Annotated in this window: 17 protein-coding genes and 1 riboswitch; of the genes, 2 read left to right on the top strand and 15 right to left on the bottom strand. The window is 46.1% G+C overall.

From position 1 onward, the window contains the following. Positions 1 to 94: 94 nt before the first annotated feature. From hemB to ABGU93_RS09925, 8 genes are all read right to left on the bottom strand, one after another. Complete coding sequence (gene hemB, locus ABGU93_RS09960) at positions 95 to 1,060, bottom strand: porphobilinogen synthase (protein ID WP_347413311.1); 966 nt, start codon at positions 1,058 to 1,060, stop codon at positions 95 to 97. 98 nt (positions 1,061 to 1,158) lie between these two features. Then, positions 1,159 to 3,576 carry a hydroxymethylbilane synthase gene (gene hemC, locus ABGU93_RS09955; protein ID WP_347413310.1) on the bottom strand — a complete coding sequence of 806 codons (2,418 nt, stop codon included), beginning with the start codon at positions 3,574 to 3,576 and terminating at the stop codon, positions 1,159 to 1,161. An 18-nt stretch (positions 3,577 to 3,594) separates the two neighbouring features. After that, positions 3,595 to 4,179, bottom strand: coding sequence for a bifunctional precorrin-2 dehydrogenase/sirohydrochlorin ferrochelatase (locus tag ABGU93_RS09950; protein ID WP_347413309.1), 585 nt, complete (start codon positions 4,177 to 4,179; stop codon positions 3,595 to 3,597). Beyond that, positions 4,160 to 5,452, bottom strand: coding sequence for a glutamyl-tRNA reductase (hemA, locus tag ABGU93_RS09945; protein WP_347413308.1), 1,293 nt, complete (start codon positions 5,450 to 5,452; stop codon positions 4,160 to 4,162). Before hemA ends, ABGU93_RS09950 begins: the two co-directional genes overlap by 20 nt. After that, positions 5,427 to 6,269, bottom strand: a complete 843-nt coding sequence (locus ABGU93_RS09940; protein ID WP_347413307.1) for an energy-coupling factor ABC transporter ATP-binding protein — start codon at positions 6,267 to 6,269, stop codon at positions 5,427 to 5,429. Before ABGU93_RS09940 ends, hemA begins: the two co-directional genes overlap by 26 nt. Next, a complete protein-coding gene (cbiQ, locus tag ABGU93_RS09935; RefSeq protein WP_347413306.1) occupies positions 6,262 to 6,963 on the bottom strand; it encodes a cobalt ECF transporter T component CbiQ in 702 nt (233 codons plus the stop codon). The genes ABGU93_RS09940 and cbiQ overlap by 8 nt, the downstream gene beginning before the upstream one ends. A gap of 197 nt (positions 6,964 to 7,160) precedes the next feature. Further along, positions 7,161 to 7,460 carry an energy-coupling factor ABC transporter substrate-binding protein gene (locus tag ABGU93_RS09930; RefSeq protein ID WP_347413305.1) on the bottom strand — a complete coding sequence of 100 codons (300 nt, stop codon included), beginning with the start codon at positions 7,458 to 7,460 and terminating at the stop codon, positions 7,161 to 7,163. Continuing rightward, positions 7,438 to 8,163: an energy-coupling factor ABC transporter permease gene (locus ABGU93_RS09925; protein ID WP_347413371.1), complete on the bottom strand. Its 726-nt coding sequence runs from the start codon at positions 8,161 to 8,163 to the stop codon at positions 7,438 to 7,440. Before ABGU93_RS09925 ends, ABGU93_RS09930 begins: the two co-directional genes overlap by 23 nt. A gap of 190 nt (positions 8,164 to 8,353) precedes the next feature. Then, positions 8,354 to 8,534, bottom strand: a riboswitch (cobalamin riboswitch). Positions 8,535 to 8,737: 203 nt separating this feature from the next. Between ABGU93_RS09925 and ABGU93_RS09920 the strand changes: the two genes are divergently transcribed. After that, a complete protein-coding gene (locus tag ABGU93_RS09920) occupies positions 8,738 to 10,771 on the top strand; it encodes an EAL domain-containing protein (RefSeq protein ID WP_347413304.1) in 2,034 nt (677 codons plus the stop codon). Between the two features lie 27 nt (positions 10,772 to 10,798). Here the strand turns inward: ABGU93_RS09920 and ABGU93_RS09915 are convergent, their stop codons facing one another. The 4 genes from ABGU93_RS09915 to ABGU93_RS09900 all read right to left on the bottom strand — a co-directional run bounded on the left by ABGU93_RS09915 (position 10,799) and on the right by ABGU93_RS09900 (position 15,376). Continuing rightward, positions 10,799 to 12,784 carry an FtsX-like permease family protein gene (locus tag ABGU93_RS09915; RefSeq protein WP_347413303.1) on the bottom strand — a complete coding sequence of 662 codons (1,986 nt, stop codon included), beginning with the start codon at positions 12,782 to 12,784 and terminating at the stop codon, positions 10,799 to 10,801. Continuing rightward, positions 12,777 to 13,544 (bottom strand): ABC transporter ATP-binding protein, encoded by a 768-nt coding sequence (locus tag ABGU93_RS09910; RefSeq protein WP_347413302.1) that lies wholly within the window; start codon positions 13,542 to 13,544, stop codon positions 12,777 to 12,779. Before ABGU93_RS09910 ends, ABGU93_RS09915 begins: the two co-directional genes overlap by 8 nt. Positions 13,545 to 13,667: 123 nt before the next feature. Further along, a complete protein-coding gene (locus tag ABGU93_RS09905; protein WP_347413301.1) occupies positions 13,668 to 14,678 on the bottom strand; it encodes a sensor histidine kinase in 1,011 nt (336 codons plus the stop codon). Between the two features lie 23 nt (positions 14,679 to 14,701). After that, positions 14,702 to 15,376 carry a response regulator transcription factor gene (locus tag ABGU93_RS09900; RefSeq protein ID WP_347413300.1) on the bottom strand — a complete coding sequence of 225 codons (675 nt, stop codon included), beginning with the start codon at positions 15,374 to 15,376 and terminating at the stop codon, positions 14,702 to 14,704. A 289-nt stretch (positions 15,377 to 15,665) separates the two neighbouring features. Between ABGU93_RS09900 and ABGU93_RS09895 the strand changes: the two genes are divergently transcribed. After that, positions 15,666 to 16,730, top strand: a complete 1,065-nt coding sequence (locus ABGU93_RS09895) for a chitobiase/beta-hexosaminidase C-terminal domain-containing protein (protein WP_347413299.1) — start codon at positions 15,666 to 15,668, stop codon at positions 16,728 to 16,730. Positions 16,731 to 16,802: 72 nt separating this feature from the next. Here the strand turns inward: ABGU93_RS09895 and ABGU93_RS09890 are convergent, their stop codons facing one another. From ABGU93_RS09890 to ABGU93_RS09880, 3 genes are all read right to left on the bottom strand, one after another. After that, the gene (locus ABGU93_RS09890) at positions 16,803 to 17,645 is read right to left on the bottom strand and encodes a hypothetical protein (RefSeq protein ID WP_347413298.1); all 843 of its coding nucleotides are present in this window, start codon (positions 17,643 to 17,645) and stop codon (positions 16,803 to 16,805) included. An 88-nt stretch (positions 17,646 to 17,733) separates the two neighbouring features. After that, positions 17,734 to 18,495, bottom strand: coding sequence for a creatininase family protein (locus ABGU93_RS09885; protein ID WP_347413297.1), 762 nt, complete (start codon positions 18,493 to 18,495; stop codon positions 17,734 to 17,736). Positions 18,496 to 18,587: 92 nt separating this feature from the next. Beyond that, the gene (locus tag ABGU93_RS09880; RefSeq protein ID WP_347413296.1) at positions 18,588 to 19,301 is read right to left on the bottom strand and encodes a type 1 glutamine amidotransferase; all 714 of its coding nucleotides are present in this window, start codon (positions 19,299 to 19,301) and stop codon (positions 18,588 to 18,590) included. Between the last annotated feature and the right edge of the window lie 401 nt (positions 19,302 to 19,702).

Raw genomic sequence — 19,702 nt, 5'->3', positions numbered from 1 at the left:
AGGAAGAATTCAGCCCAAAATTATGTTAGTTTTTACACCAGCCACACGCTCGCGCTTAGTGGCTTACCAAATTTAAAAAATTTGGGTAAAAACGTCACTGATAATCTTTCAGCATCGCCTGCAGTTCTTTGGCAAAATAGGTGATGATGATGTCGGCTCCGGCCCGTTTGATGCTGATCAAGCTTTCAAAAATAGCCCGGCGATCCATCAGATCGGCATCGACGGCATTTTTAATCATGGCGTATTCACCACTGACCTGATAGGCGGCCATTGGCAAGTAGGAAAGTTCCTTGCCCTTGGCGATAATATCCAGATAAGGCATGGCTGGTTTGACCATCACAATATCGGCGCCTTCATCAATATCCAGAACCATTTCCTTCAGCGCTTCCCGGGAATTGGCCGGATCCATCTGATAGCTGCGGCGGTCGCCAAAGGATGGGGCCGAGTTGGCAGCATCCCGGAAGGGACCATAAAAACTGGAAGCAAATTTAGCCGAGTAGGCCATAATCGGAATCGATTCATAACCGGCCCGATCCAGGGTTTCCCGCATATGGTCAATGCGGCCATCCATCATATCGGAAGGAGCGACCATATCGGCTCCGGCTTCGGCGTGGCTGAGCGCCGTTCTGCTTAAGGTCTCCAGGGTCTGGGCCCGGCGGATCTCGCCGTTTTCTTCAAAGAAACAACAATGTCCGTCACTTTTATATTCGCACAAACAGACATCGGTGATCACATACATTTCCGGATCAACCTTTTTGATCACCCGAATCCCTTCCTGGATCAGACCGTCCGCTACAAAGGCAGGCGTGGCTTCGCTGTCCTTTTCGTCGGGGACGCCAAACAAAATGACATAACGGATCCCCAGTTCTTTTAGCGCCAGGGTTTCCGCCCCCAGCATATCTAAAGACAGATGATACTGATCTTTCATGGAGCCGATTTCTTTACGCACTCCCTGTCCGTCGACTATAAACAGCGGATAAACCACATCATTCATGGAAAGCTGGGTTTCCCGGATTAAATTCCGAACTGCCGTATTTTTTCGTAATCGTGTTGGCAACATATTGCTGACCTCCTAATTTACTTCTTAATAATTACATGTCCCGCACCGACCAATTTTTAATCTGTTATCGGTACTCGTTCAGCTCTTTTACTCAAGTCTTATTTCTGAGCATCCTTTAAAATCGCATCCAGCATGCCCTGGATGGTGTATGTTTCAGCTTCGATGTCCACATCAATGCCCAGTTCCAGACATTTTTTTGAGGTTTGGGGGCCGATGGACACTGCTTTTGCAGAGTTGATGGCGTCAATGTGGGCGGCGCCGATTTTTTCGACAAAAAACTCGACGGTGGTGGAGCTGGTAAAGGTAATATAATCAATTTCTTTGTTATTTAACATTTCCAGCGGATCAACCGTGGCGTGATCTTCCCGGATGGTTTCGTAGCTTTGGACCTCGTCGACCGGACAGATCTTCGATAGTTCTTCGACCACATAGATCCGGGCATTTTTTGACCGGGGGATCAGCACCCGGCTGTCTTTGTTAAGCAGTGGCGCCAGACCACTGACCAGTTCTTCGCCGACATATTTATCCGGTACAAAATCGGCCTGTAGACCTCGGGCTAAGAGAGCATTTTTGGTACCTTCCCCAATGGCAGTGATATGCAGATTGCCAAAGGCGCGGGCGTCTTTGCCACAGCGGGCCAGGGAATCAAAGAAGATTTCCACGCCGTTGATGCTGGTAAATATAATATGGCTGTAGTCTTTCAGGACTTTTACCTTTTCGTCACAGGCTGCTTCGTTAATGGGGACAATTTTGATGGTTGGGAATTCGATGGCATTACCACCCAACTCACTGATTTTTTCAACCATCTGGGAGCTCTGTTCACGGGATCTGGTGACGATGATGTTTTTTCCAAACAAAGGTTTTTCATCAAAGAACCGCAATTTTTGACGTTTATTGACGACTTCCCCGACCACAATCAGGCTGGGAGCGGTGATTTTTGCTGCGGTGGCAATGTCGTAGATGGTAGTCAGGTTTCCGGTCACGACCCGCTGATAAGGGGTGGAGGCCCGATGGACCACAGCCACTGGCATTTCTGGATTCATGCCATTTTTAACCAGTTCGTCGCAAATCTTTTCCAGATTCTTGACCCCCATTAAAAAGACGATGGTGCCTGTGAGCTTGCCCAATACCGGCCAATCCAGATCTGATGCACCGTCGTAGGCGTTGGATTTTAAATGCCCGGTGATGACATGGAACGAAGACACACAATCCCGGTGGGTAATGGGAATCCCGGCATAGGCCAGTCCGCCGATAACCGAGGTAATCCCGGGGATCACTTCAAATGGTACCCCGGCGTCGTAAAGGTCTTCGCCTTCTTCGCCACCCCGGCCAAAGACGTAGGGGTCGCCACCTTTTAAGCGCAGAACCAGTTTGCCTTCCAGGCCTTTTTGGACGAGTAAGGCATTGATATCTTCCTGACGCATGGCATGGTTGCCGGCCCGTTTGCCGACATAGACAATTTCGGCATCGGCGCGGGCGTCGTTTAGAAAACTTTCATTAACCAGGGCATCATAAACCACCACATCGGCTTTAGTTAAAATATCTTTGGCTTTAACGGTTAAGAGACCGGGATCCCCGCAACCGCCGCCGGCCAGATAGACCTTGCCCGGTTTTGTATGTACATCTTGATAACATGTTGCTGCTAATTGTTTTCCCAAATTTTCTGCCTCCTCGGGTGCTCCTTCAATGGATCGGGTGACCACATGACTGCCGTCTTCCAGACCATAGAGTCCATATAATATAATGGTGTCTGCAGTCATTTCACAAAACGCCCCCACCGGAATATGACAACTGCCGTTGAGTGCATTTAAAAAACTCCGTTCGGCATTCATCTGGATGATGGTGTCTGGATCACTGATGGCGGCCATCAGTTCTTTGACCGTTTCATTGTCTTCCCGGACTTCCACCGCCAGGATTCCCTGGGCTGGTGCCGGGATAAAGGTGTTCTCCGGCAAGGTCACGGTTTGGTAGGCGGGATCGGCCAGACGGCCAATCCGTTTCAGACCGGCAGCGGCCAGAATGATGCCATCCAATTGCTGTTCTTGCATTTTGCGAATCCGGGTATCGATGTTGCCGCGGATCCCGACGATTTCCACATCCGGCCGCAGCTTTTGCAGTTGACAGATCCGCCGTTTGCTGCCGGTTGCTACCACTGCGCCTGGTGGCAACTGATCCAAGGTGGTAATCTGATGGGGTGTCAACAGGACATCCCGGGGATCTTCACGAACGGGTGGAACCGACAATACCAGGCCTTCCGGCAATTTTGACGGCATATCCTTCATACTGTGGATGGCCATATCGATCTCACCGGATAATAGCGCATCTTCCAGCTCCTTGGTAAACAAGCCCTTGTCACCGATTTTATCCAGCGGTTTATCCTGAACCAGATCGCCTTTTGTTTTAATAATCACCATTTCGAAGTTTATCTGCGGGTGCGCTTTGGCCAGCACATCAATCAGCCACTGGCTTTGGGTGCGGGCCAGGGTACTGCCCCTTGTTCCAACTTTTATATTCATTTCTCTTATCTCCAATTGTCAGTTATTTCCTAGTTTTGACCTGAGTTCCGCATTGGAACATCGGGACAATTCTTTGAGTTTTGCGGTTTTTTCCTGTGGGGACCCAGCACCGGCTAAAATGGCCTGACGCAGTAATCGCAATAAGGCTGTTTTTTCGGTATAGCTGTCATCGTAGCGGTCGGCCAGCTCGTCGACAATGTGCTTCGTTAAAAAAGGACTGGCCCCTTCGGTACAGACCGACAGGGTTAAATCGCCCCGGCGAATGACGCTGGGAAAAATGAAATCCGAATCCTCGGGATCATCGACCCGGTTACACCAAATTTTTTGGGATTGGCAGTCCCTTTTAATCTGCCGATTCAACGCGCGATTGTCGGTTGCTGCCACTGCCAGATCGATGTCCACAAGCTGCTCCTTGTGATAGCCGGCACTAATCAGAGTCAGCTGATTGTTCTCGGTTCTTTCGATCGCCTCAGAAAAATCCAGGCTCACCGCAATCACCTGCATGCCGTTTTCCAATAAGGTGACAATTCGTCTGGCGGCAACCTTGCCGCCGCCGACCACCAGGGCTTTTTTATTATTTAAGTTAAATAACAGCGGTGTCATCATGGTTCTGTTCTGCCAATGGTTTTTTATCCTGGATTCCCGGGAACAGGTAGGTCACGGTTTTTTCGATGCCGATAATTTCCTCTTCACACTCCAGTGACTTAAGCTGCTTAATCGGCGGCATCACCATTTCCCGGAACTTGGAGCGGATCACCTTGGCCAGATAGACTTCTTCTTTTTCAGTCAGGCTTAACCGGCCACAGAGGTTTTCAATGGTTTCCTCAGCCAGTTGCCGGGAGGTTTCGTTTAAATCCCGGACCATATTGTCGACCTTGGCGTGAGTCACCCAGGACAGCAGTCCATCGATTTCATCCTGAATTTCGGCCGCTATTTTCTCTGCAATTTTGACCCGATAAGCCATTTTTTCATCCATGATGTTTTTAAAATCATCAATGGTCAGCAGTTCGACCTTGTCCAGGCTGCCGACCGCTTCTTCGACATCCCGGGGCAGTGCTAAATCGATTATCGTCAGCGGTTTGCCCAGCGGCTTCATTTCATCAGCCTTTAAAATAACATGGGGTGATGCGGTGGCGGTAATGATCACATCCATCTCGGTAATGATGTCATAGCGGTCTTCATAGTGGATCATCTGGACGTTTTCATGAATCGCTTCGCATTCATGCATGTTATGAAAGGTCCGATTGGTCATGTAGGGATTCTGAAAGCCTTCCGCCTTCATATAGCGTAGTGCCAGCACACCCATTTTCCCGGACCCGATGATCAGTATTTTTTTATCGCCATAGTCTTCGGGATACTCCCGTTTGATGTGCTTTACTGCGGTTGAACTTAAGGATAAGGGGGTTTCGGATATTTTATAGTCTGTTTTAACTTTTTTTGTAAAGGTAATTGCTTCGCGAAACATTTTCGTCAGGTATTTGCCGCAGCCCTTAACGGCCTGGGATTTTTCCAGGGCATCCTTGACTTGGCCCAAAATCTGATCTTCCCCCAGAATCATGGAGTCCAGTCCGGTAACCACCTCATAGAGATGGACCATCGCTTCCCGCTCTTTTTTGACAAAAAGATAGGGTGCCAGTTCCGCTGATTTTTCACTGAGATAAAAATCGGTTAAAATTTTCCCGGCCGCGTCGATATTTCGGGTTGATACGTAGATCTCACTGCGGTTACAGGTTGACAGAATGATCACCTCGGCAATGTCCGGCTCACTCAAAAGGGTCCGGATGGCCTCATTCAGGGTGCGATGGAGAAAAGCCCCTTTTTCCCGAATTTCCAAAGGCGTATCCTTATGATTAATTCCCGCTACTACCAATTTCATCCGTTTGAACCTCCTTTTTCTGATTCCTGATCGCTTCTTCCAGGGCGGCAATGCTGCGAAACCCTTTAATCCCCAGGCACTGTTCCAAGCGGGTCATCGTTGCCTGTTCCAGACTGGCCGTTTCCAGCGCTTCGGTGTTTTTGAAAACCGCGGTGGTTTCACCTTCCACCAGCACGCCACCATGATGGAGCACATAGGTATAATCACAAAATTCATAAATAAAATCCATATCATGACTGGATAAAATAATCTTGATGCCTTTGGCTAAAGCCCCTTTGATAATGGCTTTGACCCCGGTCTTGCTTTTAGGGTCCAGTCCCAGGGTCGGTTCATCCATCAGGATGATCTCCGGTTCGACGGCTAAAACCCCGGCCATCGCCACCCGTTTCTTTTGGCCATAACTGAGATAATGTACCGGTCGGTCGGCCAACAGCGAGATTCCGGTAGCTTCCATGGCCGCCTGCACCCGCTGATCAATGACCTCCGCGGCCATGCCCATGTTTCTCAGGGCAAAGGCCACATCATCATAGATGCCGGAATAAAAGACCTGCTTATCCGATTCCTGGATCACCAGCCCAATCGATTTGCGAAATTCATAGAGATTTTTTTTCTGATAGGATAAGGGTTCTTCTTTAAAAAAAACGGTTCCGGCGGTGGGCTTGATCAACCCAATCAAGGCCGACATCAAGGTCGATTTTCCGGCCCCGTTCTCACCGATCAGGGCAATGCAATTGCCCCTGGTTCCGTCAATGGACACACTTTTGAGAGCGGTGGTGCCGTCCGGATATTGATAAGTCAAATTTTCTGTTTTAATCATTTTTAAGACCTTTCCGATAGCTTACATGAAAGTCTCCCTGATATTGCTTTAATTCCAGGGTTTGGGTCATCTCCTCGTAGCTCTGGATGGCCATGAGAAATAAATTGCTTAACATCATTGCGATGGATTGGATCGCGACTCTTAAATTACGATAGCCAAACCGCAGTTCCTGAGCGGTTGCCATGAGTTTAATTTTATCCCAGTAATCAAAGATGAAGCGGTAGGTTAAAATAAATATTTCTAAAAAAGTATTGCTGATATGGGCTTTTTTCATGACTCCGGCAATCTGCATCACCGGGGTTGTATAAATTAAAAAAAGCATACAGGAAACCCCTGACATGGCTCGGCAGAAAACCAGGCTGGCCAGCACCAGATTGGTGGTGGTGATGCCGATGGTAAACTGAAAGAAGTCAAATGCAAACAAGTAATCACCGCCACCTCTGGAGATGGTAAACAATAGCGCCAGGGCTCCGGGGATAATAAAGATGGAATCAAAAATCAGGGTATGCAGATAAATCCGCACCGGGATTTTTGCCCACAGCAGGGTACAACCCACCATAACACCAAAAACCCCTGCCATATACAGGGGTTCATTGATAAAAAACACCGAAAGAAGCATGACTAATGAAACCACTACTTTGACAGTAGGATTGGCATTGCTGAGTTTATTGGTGTGGGCAAAACGATCAATCATGTTAGTCTCCTTCTAAGCTGCTGTTTATTATAATTCAGGCTGATTTGTCTGGTTTCAGACTGTCAAAAAAGATAACCTAGTACCGACAATTGTTACATCATGTTGTACGCATCGGAGCGGACACGGCAGAGCCTGTCCGATTCCGCGGCGAACAACAGATTAACAATTGGTCGGTACGGTAAGTCTATCGACAACCTCTAGGCTGATTTGTCAGCCTTTTCATTTTTCTTCGATTTTTTATAAAGGTAGAAAAAGCAGATTCCCAGTCCACCGACGCCTAGTAGCTGTTGGAAATGGAATAGACTTTCTTCCATTTCGCCGGGATCAAACAAGCTTTCAAACCAGGGTACGTAATTTTCATCGATGGTGGTGATGGCGGTTCCGGCGGCATCATCGGCGCCTGAAAACTCGGCGTCTGGCAAGGCAATTTGCGGGATAATAATCAGGGCGCCAATCAGCAAAACGAGAATAACTTTAGTTATCGGTGAGAGTTTCATTTGAAATAATCCCCTTTTCTTTATATTGGTAGATGGCATTGACCACCAGTACCGTTAAAATACCTTCGATTATGGCCAGCGGTATCTGGGTGATCGCAAAGATACTTAAAAACTTAACCATGGAAGCCGCAATCCCACCGATCGGGTCGGGGAAAGCCAGGCCCAGCTGGATGGATGTGGTTACATAGGTTGCCAGATCGGCGATAAATGCTGCTAAAAAAACGGTTAAGGCCTTGGGCACATTGAGTTTTGACAGCCCTTTGTAAATTCCGTAAGCCACAAAAGATCCGACAATGGCCATTGAAAAGGCATTGGCTCCTAAAGTTGTCAGCCCCCCATGTGCCAGTAGCAGTGCCTGAAATAACAGCGCGATGGTACCAACTACAACGGTGGCAAAGGGTCCCAGAACAATGGCGCCCAAACCGATCCCGGTCATATGAGAAGAGCTGCCGGTTACCGAAGGCAGTTTAAAAGCTGATAAGGCAAAGGTGAAAGCTGTGGCAATAGCTAAAAGCACTTTTTGTTCGGGTTTGTCTTTGAATATTTTTCCTACCTGATATAATCCAAATGCGATAAACGGCAGGGACAGTACCCACCAGAAGACCGCCCAGCCAATCGGCAGAAAGCCCTCCATAATATGCATGGCGTTGACTGGCTGTGATGCCAGAACGACCATAAAAAACACAATACCGGCAACGGTCATGGTTCTTTTTGTTTTTTTCATCTTTACTACCACCCTCCATTTTCTATAACTATCCGAAAAAAAAACCTTTCACCCACATTGCTATGGGAAAAAAGGTTTTATCATTACACGTATCCATTGATTCCGATAACTCAATGCCACCGAACCAACTTATGTTAATGTTACTAACTTCCCTTTTCCCTGGAAGGACACTTTAGTACATCATTTTAGTAGGTTTCCTGACTTATAGCTTTTATTCTCCTCGCCTTCCCAGACAAAACGTGCCCAGTGACATATTAAGGAGACATAACTAATTACAGTGACCGGATCGTTCTGGATTCTAACCAGATTCCCTCAATGAAATTTTTCATCCTAAATGATTTTTTACATTTCTTATTTAGTTGTGTTTATATTATAACATGGATAATATAAATGTACAGGTTTTTTTAAGTGCTTTAAGGCTAAAAAACGGCTCTTCAGACTGGTTGCCGGTTATTTATTTTTTAAACATACCCTTCTATCTATCGCATTAAGGCCCGGAAAATGCTACAATAGAGCAAAATGACTGTAATCCTTTAAACAAAGAGGTAGTATAATGGATAAACTCCAATTTAAACGAACCATGCCCGCCGTGTTTGAGCAATTAAACGCCGCCGATGATCCTTCGCGAATATTGTATTATCAGAATATGATATCCTGTATGCTTGCTGCTCCACTGCTCTTTTTCGGAGCCTTTGCCAACTTGATTGTCGTTTATTTTTTATGGGGCAACGATTTAACCGCGGTACTGGTCAATAGCGGGATCTTCTTGTTGCTCGGCTTTATTTTTGAACTGATTTCCCGGAAAAAACTGGGCAGTGACTTATTTGATCATCTGATATCCCTTTCCCAATCCCTCTGTCTGGCTTTTATCGTTGTCCGCTACTACCACATCATTGGCCCGGCAGTATGGTCGGTTGCTTTTGTGATGATTATCATTGCCATGATGCGGCTGAAAATAACGATGCTCTATTATATCGCTGCAACAACTTTTATCTGCGGACTCTATGTGACCTTCCTCCTGCCTGTTGATGGTTTCCAATTTGCTCCGGTTTATTTTCTGATTCAGAATGTTCTATTTACTTTCGTGTTCTGCCTGGCTGCCGCAGCCTTTTACATGAACTTGAATCGCTACGATAAAGCCATGGAACGGTTGAATGCGGTGATTACTCAAAAAGAAAAAATCGCCGCACTGTATAAAAAACTGAATCTGACCAAACAGACCCTGGCAAACCAGAATCGCGAGCTCCAGTCGTCGAATGAAGAAATCCGAAAAAATGAAGAACGCCTTCATTTTCTGGCTTATTATGATGGCTTAACTGAACTCCCTAATCGCAAAATGATTCTGGAACGCTTGCAATTGCTTGTCAATCTTTCCGAAAATGAAAAATCAGCCTTTTATGTTGTCTTCATCGATTTGGATAATTTTAAAAAAATCAATGATACCATGGGGCATCTTTATGGTGATGATTATTTAAAATACACCGCCAAGCGTCTGCAGGAAATCGTTCATGAAGATGATTTACTGGGTCGAATGGGCGGGGACGAGTTTGCCCTGATTATTCAACGGAACATCAAAGAAGATGCCGTCTATAACTATGTGGAAAGTCTCCGCAATGAACTTTGTGATCGCATTAAAACCAGCTGCTCAGAATTTAAAGTCAGCGCCAGTTTCGGTATTTCGGTCTTCCCGCAGGATGGCAAAGATCCCATTGAACTGCTCAAGAGCGCTGACACATCGATGTACAAGGCCAAAGAACTGGGCCGGAATAACATCCAATTTTTCAGACCGGATATGAAAGATGAAATTCTCAACAAGATTCAAATGGAATCCCTGCTCTTAAAAGCCTATGAAAACAAGGAATTTTTCATTGAGTATCAGCCCCAATTCAATGCTGAGGATCATCGCATCCGTGGCTTTGAGGCTCTGATTCGTTGGGACTCCCCCCACTATGGTCGGGTTGCCCCGATGAATTTTATCCCCCTGGCAGAAGAAATGGGACTGATCATCGGCATTGGCCAATGGGTGCTGTTGACCGCCTGTCATAAATTTAAGGAATTGGATACTCGTTTTGATCAGAATCTTTGCATTTCTGTAAATGTTTCGGCGGTGCAGATGCGGGACAAGAATTTTGTCGACATTGTTAAAAACGTTCTTGATGAAACCAGCATGGACCCCAAGCAGTTGGAATTGGAGATAACCGAATCTCTCTTTATTGACCACATCGAAGAAACCATCGACATGCTCAATGAGTTAAAATCCTTAAAGGTCCGGATCTCGCTGGACGATTTCGGCACCGGATTTTCATCCCTGAGCTATTTACGACGGCTGCCTATTGACACCCTGAAAATTGACAAGTCCTTTATCGATGATCTCACCGATAAGGATTCCTCAATCCGCATCGTTGGGGATATCATTTCGCTGGGACATAATCTGGATGCCCATATTGTTGCCGAAGGCATTGAAAACAGCACCCAACTGGACTATTTAAAAAACCATAACTGCGATTGTATTCAGGGCTTTATGTTTGGCAAACCGATGAGCGTCACAGACGTGGAAGCACTACTGGAAAAAAATCCCCTGAAATAGGGGATTTTTTGTTTGCCGACATTATTCTTAATGAATCATCTTATAGTATGATCGGGCGGTGAGCAGATAGACGCCGGTATAAACCAACGCATAAACGACGACGCCGACCAGTGTGCATAAAAAGATCAGGGGTATGTTGGTCAGCCGGAAGGCGGCCAGCATTTTGGTGATGACCGGGAAAGCAAAGGCGACGTGGACGATGGCGCCGGCCAGAGGCAGGAAGAATACCATCAGAATCTGCTTGCCGATGGTTTTTTTAACCTCGGTTTTATCCATCCCCACCTTCTGCATGATCTCAAACCGTTCGCTGTCTTCATAACCTTCCGAAATCTGTTTGAAATAAATAATCAACACTGTGGCCATCATAAACAGGGAGCCCAAAAATACGCCTAGAAACAAGAAACCACCAAAGAAGAAATAAAGTTCCGTCAATGCTTCATAAAGGTTTTGGATATTGATGTCCGGATTGCTCTGGGTTAGCGCTGTCCGCAGATTGGCGGAAAAGGCGTTGAGAGTGTCCTCATCCCCATCCAGATTAAACATCAAGGCATGGAGGGTCGTCTGGGGATCATCGTCGTTTTTCATAGTCTGGTAAATGGCATCCATGACCCCCGCATCTTTGACGATCAGGTAGTAGGTATGGCCCATATCCTGGGTCTTTTTAAAGTCCATCGGAATGGCTTCAAGCTGCTCGGTAATCAGATACTGCTGATCGCCAAAAACAATAGTCGCTTCGCCATAGTTGTCACCGACCGAAAAGATCAGCATTTCATTCCCGGCCAGACTTTTATTGGCACCGGTTAAACGGTTATAGTCGTCCAGCGGAATCAGGGTTATGTTTGAGATCCGTTCGTAATACATAGCGTCGGTGCTTTCGTCCTCAACCATATCTTTCAGAAAGTGAGTGCCTTCCTGAAAAGCTCGAAAATGAGCCAGATCAAAAGAAATTTCATCATTGCTTGTCACCTTTAATTTATCTTTTTCTGATTCAACAATCGTTTTGATTTCAGCGAAATCAGTATTGGCCACTTCGCCAACAATACTGACATCCAGCGGATAAAAATCCCGGCGCATCCCTTCCTGACCAATATACAAAGACACGGTGGTGGACAGGGTGACCAGCACCATGGTGCTCAGGATACAGATATTGGCCAGGCCCACGGCATTTTGTTTCATCCGGTAAATCATCCCCGACACGGAAATGAAATTCCGGGACTGATAATAAAACTTTTTATTTTTTTTCAGTTGTTTCAGTAGGGTGATGCTCCCGGAGATAAACAACGCATAGGTACCGATGATGACAAACACCACCGCCACAAAGAATAGCAGCAACGCCTCAAGCGGGGTTTCCACCGAAAGAGCAATCCCATAACCAGTGCCCAGAGAAATAATCCCGATCAGAGTGACAATCCAGGAAGATTTTGGTTCCTTCTCGCCATGTTGCCCGCCTTTTAACAGATCGATGGGGTTTGAGAGTTTCACCTGTAAAAAGTTCGTCAGCAGGGTCAGGCCAAAGATCGCCAGAAAAACCCCGGCGGTGATTAACAGTCCCCAATAATCAATATGAAAGCTTAAGGGACTTTTGAAATGAACGATATTAAGTAGCAGCAGGAACAGCAGTTTCCCAATCAGAATCCCCCCGATCAACCCCAGTGTCAGGCTGATGACTGTTACAAAAATGGTCTCATAGAATAGCACCCAGGCAATATGCTTCTTTTCCAGACCCAGGATGCTGTATAAACCCAGTTCCTTTTTACGGCGCTTGATTAAAAAACTATTGGTGTAAAAAAGAAAGATAACCGCAAAGATACCAATCACGATGATACCCAGAAAAAGAATGGTTTTCAAGTTTATCGACCCGGGCATTTGATCCAGCCCCTTGTTGCTATGGATCGAAACCATGGTATAAAAAGCAATGATCGATCCGATGCAGGTCAGAATATAGGGAATATAGGTGTTCCCGTTTTTCTTGAGGTTGACCAATGCCAGCTTGGGATAAAAAAACTTATTCAAGTTCCTCACCTCCGGAAGCCAGCACCGACAGGGTAAAGGATATTTTCTGATACATATCGTCGTTGCTCATCGAACCCCGATAGATCTGATTGTAAATTTCGCCGTCCTTGATAAAAAGGACCCGGTTGGCATGACTGGCCGCCGCCACCGAGTGGGTGACCATCAAAATCGTCTGACCCAGATCGTTGATGCTTGAAAAGATCTTCAGCAGATTCATAGCCGCCTTGGAATCCAGGGCGCCGGTGGGTTCATCAGCCAGCACCAGTTTGGGCTTGGTGATCAGCGCCCGGGCCACCGCAGCTCGCTGTTTTTGCCCGCCAGAAACCTCATAGGGGAATTTTTGCAGAATCTCTTCGATTTCCAATCGCTGGGAAAGGGGCTGGAGCCGGTTGTTCATTTCCTGATAATTTTTCTGGGCCAGCACCAGCGGCAGAAAGATATTATCCTGAATCGAAAAGGTATCCAGCAGATTAAAGTCCTGAAAAACAAAGCCCAGATTATCACGACGGAAGGCCGAGATCTCACTGTCCTTGATGGTGACGATATTCTTGCCATCCAGAAACACTTCACCGCTGGTGGGTTTATCCAGGGAGGCCAGAATATTGAGCAGGGTTGTTTTTCCCGAACCGGATTCTCCCATGATGGCCACGTATTCGCCCTGCTCCACCGAAAAGTTGACGTTGGACAGCGCCTGGACCTGATTCCCACCGAACCGGGTGGTATAAATTTTCTTTAAATTCTTTACTTCGAGTAATCGCATTATTTTTCTCCCTGATCTGAAATTTTATTTTATCGATAACCAAAGTATAGCGAAAAAGAGCATAAGCGGCCATCGCTTTGCCTTACATTTCGGCTGTTAATCTTACACTTTTGTAAGCTTGTCTTATAAGGCTTCAAACCCTCGGGTTGCCAGATCAATGCTGACCCGGGTACCCTGGCCCACCTGGGAGGTTACGGTGATGGTGTGGGAAAGTTTATCAAGCACCTGCTGACCCAGATAAAGACCAATGCCGGTGGATTTCTTATCCATTCTGCCGTTATAGCCGGTAAAGCCGCGGTCAAAAATCCGGGCAATGTCTTCTGCCCGGATGCCGACGCCGGTATCTTCAATGATCAGGGTTTTTTCTGCCTGCTGATCCAGATAAATAGAAATTTTTCCCTGATTGGTGTACTTCAGGGCATTGGAAACAACCTGTTCCAGCACAAAGACCAGCCATTTTTCGTCGGTTAGAACCCGGCAATTCAGTTCTGCCAACTCCAGCGATATTTTTTTATTGATAAAAATAATGCCATATTTTTTCACAGCCTGTCGGACAATGTCCGCCAAATCGTATTCAACTAAAATCAAATCGGAGGACATGCTTTCTAGCCGTAAATACTGGAGTACCATGTCCACGTATTGTTCGATCTTAAAAAGCTCCTGCCCATAGGTGCGGGTGCGTTCCCGGTCACCCTCTTCGGTCTGGAGCAGCAGCCCCATGGCCGAGATGGGGGTTTTAATCTGATGGGCCCATAGAGTGTAGTAGTCAATCATATCGGTTTGCCGGTTATCAAACTGCGAGATCAGCTCAGCACGGTTCTCGGCCAGCACCCGGATCAGGGTTTGATAGTCGCTTTCTAACAGATCCCGGGGCTTGGGCAATTCCCCCACCCCGGCCGTCGCCGCATTGATCGCGGCTGTCAGACGCTGATGTTTTTGATAAAACTGCAGCCAGTCCAGGCCGGCAAAAATCACTGCCAGTGCGGTCACCAGCTCCGCACTGTAAACAACCGGCTCCAGTGGCAGATGATAGAGGGTGTAGACCAGCGCAAATACCAACATAAATAAAACAAAGGCTGCGATTACCTTAATCCGACTTTTCAGATATGCTCCAAATAGATAAGCTGTTTTCATTTTAAACCTCTATTACTTCTTTATTAATCTCCAATTAAATAGCCAATGCCTTTTTTGGTGGCAATAAAATCTGCCAGTCCAGCCTCATCCAGTTTTTTTCGCAGCCTGGCAATATTGACCGTCAAGGTATTGTCGTCGACAAAACAGTCACTGTCCCAGAGCCGTTTCATGATCACATCCCGGGATACCACCTTGCCCTTGTTCTCCAGCAAAATCTGTAGGGTCTTAAACTCATTTTTGCTCAGTTCCACTTTTTGATCGGCATAGAGTATGCTGGCATCACTCAGATTCAGAATCGCGCCCTTATGTTCCAGCAGGCTGACCTGTCCCTGAAAGGAGTAGGTTCGCCGCAACAGAGCCTGAATTTTTGCCACCACCACCGTTAAATCGAAGGGCTTGGCAATAAAATCATCCCCACCCATATTCATGGCCATGACGATATTCATGTTGTCGCTGGTGGACGAGATAAAAATTATCGGTACCTTGGAAATCTTGCGGATTTCACTGCACCAATGGTAGCCGTTAAAAAATGGCAAAGAGATGTCCAAAAGAACCAGTTGGGGATCATAGGTCACAAACTGATCCAGAATATGATGGAAATCCTCAACTATTTGGGTTTCCAGTTCCCATTTATCCAAATGATTTTTCAGTGCCCTGGCAATAATCTGATCGTCTTCGATAATTAGTATTTTATACATGCGAACCATCCTATCATTTTCTGATCGCAGGCAAAGCAAAACACACGCGCTTCGTTGCCGCTTATGCACCATTATAAATCAAATCCGCCAAATTTCAAAATCCATCTGAATCATTGTTGTTTTTTATAAAATAACTGGCCCATCTGCCATATAAAAGAGATTTATGGGTATAGATTTAATATAGACCCTGCAGATTTTTCTCATTGTCAATTGCTGGCCATTCGTTTCAAATTTTTGGAACCGTAACTATTTTGCGTTTTGATTCCAACCCGGACAAGGAGGGTTTAAAATGAAGGATCACGAACACCAATCGGATAACCATAACGGCTCACCGGCTAATGACGAATTAGATTGGGCTGAACTGGAACGGACAGAAGTTGATTCAACTCAAAACATTCCACCTGAGAATATTCCACCGCCAAAGAAAAGCAAAAAAACGCTGATCATCATCCTGGCAATTGTCGGGGCGGTACTGATTCTGGCCGGTCTCACTTTTTTTCTTTATAATCAATTTGTCGTTTCAAATCTGACTAGTGAAGAAAAAATTGAAAAAACCACGGATCAGGCCGAATTAAAAAAGCTCTATGATGAATTAATCAGTTCTTACCTCTCGTCGGGAAAATCTGAGGCCGAGATTCTCGCTTTGCTGGAACGGGCCGCCACAGAAACCGGAGATCAAAGCTATCTCACAAACAAGGACAACTATCTGGTTAAAAAGCCCAGCTTCAACCTGGCCCCGGGCACCTATGAGGGCACCCAGAATCTGGAAATCATCAAAGGCAGTGCTGACGATGCGGTCTATTATACCATCGATGGCAGCCTCCCAAATCAGGCCTCGGCCAAATATACCACGGCGATTCCCCTGGCGATTGGCGAAACCACCGTCAAGGCCATGGCGGTGAGTGCCAAAGGTTTTTCCAGTCCGGTAATTGAAGGGCACTATAGCCTGACCAGCCCCCCAACCACGACCCAATCGGTTCTTAGCGAAGAGGAGTTTATCAATAAATTATATGGGATTTGGTATAATTCCGACTCTGGAACCGTTTTATCGGTTTCGCAAACTACCTATCGGGAATACATCCCCACACCGCTCAGTGTGGCCAGCGGTGATTATGTTGTTGTCTCAACCACTGAAAATGGCGGCACCATCAAGGTTCTGGATTTCACCTATGATGGCTATAATGCCGGCGATACGCTGGTAGAATTCGATTTCGGAACAATCGGAGACAACCAGATCCAACGCCGCTATGCCGGTAAATCCTGGTTGAATTATACCGCCGCCGAATACCTCGGTGGCGGCCAGTATCGGATTCCTTTTTTATTCGCTGGTCAAGATATCTTCACCTTTGATTAGATCTCGTCGCCATTAACGTTAAAACTCCCAGCCTCTTGACTGGGAGTTTCTCAGTGTTACAGCGATTAAGTTTTACTCCACGCTCCAGGCTTCCACATTGGGGATGGTGAATTCCTCACCAGCTTCAGTGGTGTAGGTATAAAGATATTCAACGGTTCCCCAGACTGTTACCATTTGGCCTTCAACCAGAGGGGCCTCATCAACATTTAGGCGATAATATACCTGAACCATCTGATTGGGATCGTCATTTGCATCGATGATAAAATCACAGAAATATTGCTGATTTTCATAATTTTCATAAACCTGAAAAACCCGACCAGTCAGCTTGACCTTTTTACCGGTTTCATTTTTGGCATTGTCAAAAATTTCAGCGTATGAGATTTCTGCAGTTTGCGCTTTAAACGGATCCAATCGGGCCTTTCGCTGGGCCGCCGTTTCATTGTAGAAACCCAGAACAAAATCGCCTTCGTAAATCACATCGCCGTAATAATTATAAAGGATCCCTTGTCGATCATACTGGTTTTGGTCAAAATTCCCTTCATATAAGAGATTGCCATCCAGATATTCCTTTCCTTCTCCCGATAAGTAATCATTTTTATAATTTCCTTCCTGCATAAACCCATCTTCCCAGACAGTTTCCCCGATCCCCTGAAAATGACCTTGTTCCCATGCGCCTTCATAGGTCCAGGCAACTTCATCCTCATTGGAAACCGTAAAGACACCATTACCCTGGGGCAAACCCTTGACCAATTGACCGGTATAGGTGCCGGTTTTCTCGCCAAACGACAAGGCCAGGGTGATTTCCTGATTTTTTACCGACTCCGACTTATTGCCAAAAATCCCCGGGATCAGCGAACAGCCGGACAGGAACAGGGCTAAACCAATCGCTGCCAGGATCAACATTAATTTTTTCATGATTGACCACCTCTTTTCTTGTTATCAGAATTGCTTTTTCTATTTATTACCATTTCTCAAACTAAAAATGATTATCGCTTGTAAAACATCAGTATTCCCAGCCCCGCTGATTCATCTCTTCGATGGCGCTGGCAACCAGCTCGACAAAGATCTCCAGCATCTGATCACCTTTTTCAATGCTGGCTTTGGTGGGATCGCCGGTGGCACCGGTGGCGGTGAGTTCCTTGATGTCCCAGATAATGTCCACCTTTTCATTAATCTTAATGACGTTTTCTGGCACCTGGGATACCGCATCTTCCAGCTTGACCAGTTCCGGGCGTAGCGCCATCATAATCGAGGTTTCGCCTTCGCCACCATGTCCCAGCCCATTCCAGACCTCAAAACGGTCACCCATAATCGGTCCGACCTTGGTCCACCAATCTGGCAGATACAAAAACTTTGCCTCGCGATGGCGATTCTTGACCTTATGGGCGGCAATTTCCAGCGCCGGAATATTACCGTCATGGCCATTTAAAATATAAATGTGTTTGATGCCGTTGTTAATCAGGCTCTCGAAAATATCTTCGGCAATGGCAATTTCCGTTTCATAGCGCAGCGTAATCGACAGCGGGTAACGGTTATAATGAATCGAGGTGCCAAAGGGGACACAGGGCAGCACCACCACATTGTCCAACTTCTGCGCCACCCGTTTGGCCACCTCTGATGGCACGAAAAAATCCGGTCCCAAACAACAATGCCAGCCATGGCTCTCGCAGGAGCCAAAGGTCACAATGGCAGTAACCTGATCGGCATTTTTTAACATCTCCTGAACTTCCAGTGCGGTCATTTCGTTAAGCATTACCTTTTTCATCTTAAAATTCCTTTACACAAAATATTTTAAAACATCCTGGTTTATATTTACCCAAATTTTCACCAGTCATTTGTTGTGAAAGAAAATTTTTATTAAATCCGGCCTTCCTCAGTCAGTTGTTTCAGCTGGTCTAAAAAGGCTGCCATCCACTGATTGTCCTGAAGAATGTATTCCGGGTGAGCCAGGACTTCCTCCGGTAACAGTACATAATCACCGTGAATCATTTCATCGCCGCAATTTGCAATCAGATCTTTAATAATCGGCAGGGTGTTTTCCAGGTGAAACTGAAAGCCAAAAACTCTTTGTCGGTAGACGAAGGCCTGGTTCTGACAGGCGGCGCTGGCGGCAATGACCGTGGCTGCCTCAGGCAGCTCGATAAAGGTATCGCCGTGCCAGTGAAAGACCATCGGATGATCCGGGAAAAAGGCAAACAGTGGTGACGCTTTGGCTTTTTCCGAAAACGTGATCGGAAACCAGCCAATTTCTTTTTGTTTGTTTTGAACAACCTTTCCACCGATGATGTCAGCAATTAACTGACTGCCCAGACACAGGCCAATAACCACCTTATTAGCTGCAATGGCAGCTTTGATCAATGCTTTTTCGGCCTTCAGCCAGGGATATTGATCGTCTTCATAAATGTTCATCGGTCCCCCCATCACCACCAGCCAGTCAAAATCACTCACCTCCGGCAGCGCTTCATCGTTATACAATTGCGTCGAGGTGACGAGACCGTTATTGGCTTTGGCCCATTCCAGAATACTGCCGGGGTTTTCAAAGGAGACGTGCTGTAAATAGTGAATTCTCATCTGCGACCTTCCTATCTGATTATTTATCAGTATCTTTTTTTTATAGCAAGTATACCATTTTAGGCGCTTTTTCAAAAATCTTTTTTAATGGCCAAATGAATTTCTCACCAATAAAAAAAGCGCATCCATAAGCGAATGCACTTCTTTTATTAGTGCTCAAATTTTTGGCCAGAAAAATCTAAGCAGAGGAATAATTTTCTATACAAATGTAAATTAATGAAAGCTAAATAAATTCGGGGATGTCACACACCATCCCCGAGGAAGGGCATTAAATACTGACTTGGAGATGTCCTTCTATTCGAAGAGATTCTATTATTGGCTAGGAGAAATTAACCAACTCCCAGGAACCACACAATTCCTGGGTTCGCTTCCGGTCGCTGACGACTAGAAAACGAAAAAAA

This window comes from Acetobacterium sp. (genome assembly GCF_039830195.1).
Lineage (GTDB): Bacteria > Bacillota > Clostridia > Eubacteriales > Eubacteriaceae > Acetobacterium.
The sequence above is the reverse complement of the archived record's forward strand: the minus strand, read 5'-3'. Positions and strand labels throughout refer to the sequence as shown.

What these genes read in the sequence shown, in the direction of transcription:
- hemB (WP_347413311.1), bottom strand. Translation starts at nt 1,060, where the DNA reads ATGTTGCCAACACGATTACGAAAAAATACGGCAGTTCGGAATTTAATC.
- hemA (WP_347413308.1), bottom strand. Translation starts at nt 5,452, where the DNA reads ATGAAATTGGTAGTAGCGGGAATTAATCATAAGGATACGCCTTTGGAA.
- ABGU93_RS09940 (WP_347413307.1), bottom strand. Translation starts at nt 6,269, where the DNA reads ATGATTAAAACAGAAAATTTGACTTATCAATATCCGGACGGCACCACC.
- hemC (WP_347413310.1), bottom strand. Translation starts at nt 3,576, where the DNA reads ATGAATATAAAAGTTGGAACAAGGGGCAGTACCCTGGCCCGCACCCAA.
- ABGU93_RS09905 (WP_347413301.1), bottom strand. Translation starts at nt 14,678, where the DNA reads ATGAAAACAGCTTATCTATTTGGAGCATATCTGAAAAGTCGGATTAAG.
- ABGU93_RS09895 (WP_347413299.1), top strand. Translation starts at nt 15,666, where the DNA reads ATGAAGGATCACGAACACCAATCGGATAACCATAACGGCTCACCGGCT.
- ABGU93_RS09930 (WP_347413305.1), bottom strand. Translation starts at nt 7,460, where the DNA reads ATGAAACTCTCACCGATAACTAAAGTTATTCTCGTTTTGCTGATTGGC.
- cbiQ (WP_347413306.1), bottom strand. Translation starts at nt 6,963, where the DNA reads ATGATTGATCGTTTTGCCCACACCAATAAACTCAGCAATGCCAATCCT.
- ABGU93_RS09880 (WP_347413296.1), bottom strand. Translation starts at nt 19,301, where the DNA reads ATGAGAATTCACTATTTACAGCACGTCTCCTTTGAAAACCCCGGCAGT.
- ABGU93_RS09920 (WP_347413304.1), top strand. Translation starts at nt 8,738, where the DNA reads ATGGATAAACTCCAATTTAAACGAACCATGCCCGCCGTGTTTGAGCAA.
- ABGU93_RS09885 (WP_347413297.1), bottom strand. Translation starts at nt 18,495, where the DNA reads ATGAAAAAGGTAATGCTTAACGAAATGACCGCACTGGAAGTTCAGGAG.
- ABGU93_RS09910 (WP_347413302.1), bottom strand. Translation starts at nt 13,544, where the DNA reads ATGCGATTACTCGAAGTAAAGAATTTAAAGAAAATTTATACCACCCGG.
- ABGU93_RS09890 (WP_347413298.1), bottom strand. Translation starts at nt 17,645, where the DNA reads ATGAAAAAATTAATGTTGATCCTGGCAGCGATTGGTTTAGCCCTGTTC.
- ABGU93_RS09925 (WP_347413371.1), bottom strand. Translation starts at nt 8,163, where the DNA reads ATGACCGTTGCCGGTATTGTGTTTTTTATGGTCGTTCTGGCATCACAG.
- ABGU93_RS09900 (WP_347413300.1), bottom strand. Translation starts at nt 15,376, where the DNA reads ATGTATAAAATACTAATTATCGAAGACGATCAGATTATTGCCAGGGCA.
- ABGU93_RS09950 (WP_347413309.1), bottom strand. Translation starts at nt 4,179, where the DNA reads ATGACACCGCTGTTATTTAACTTAAATAATAAAAAAGCCCTGGTGGTC.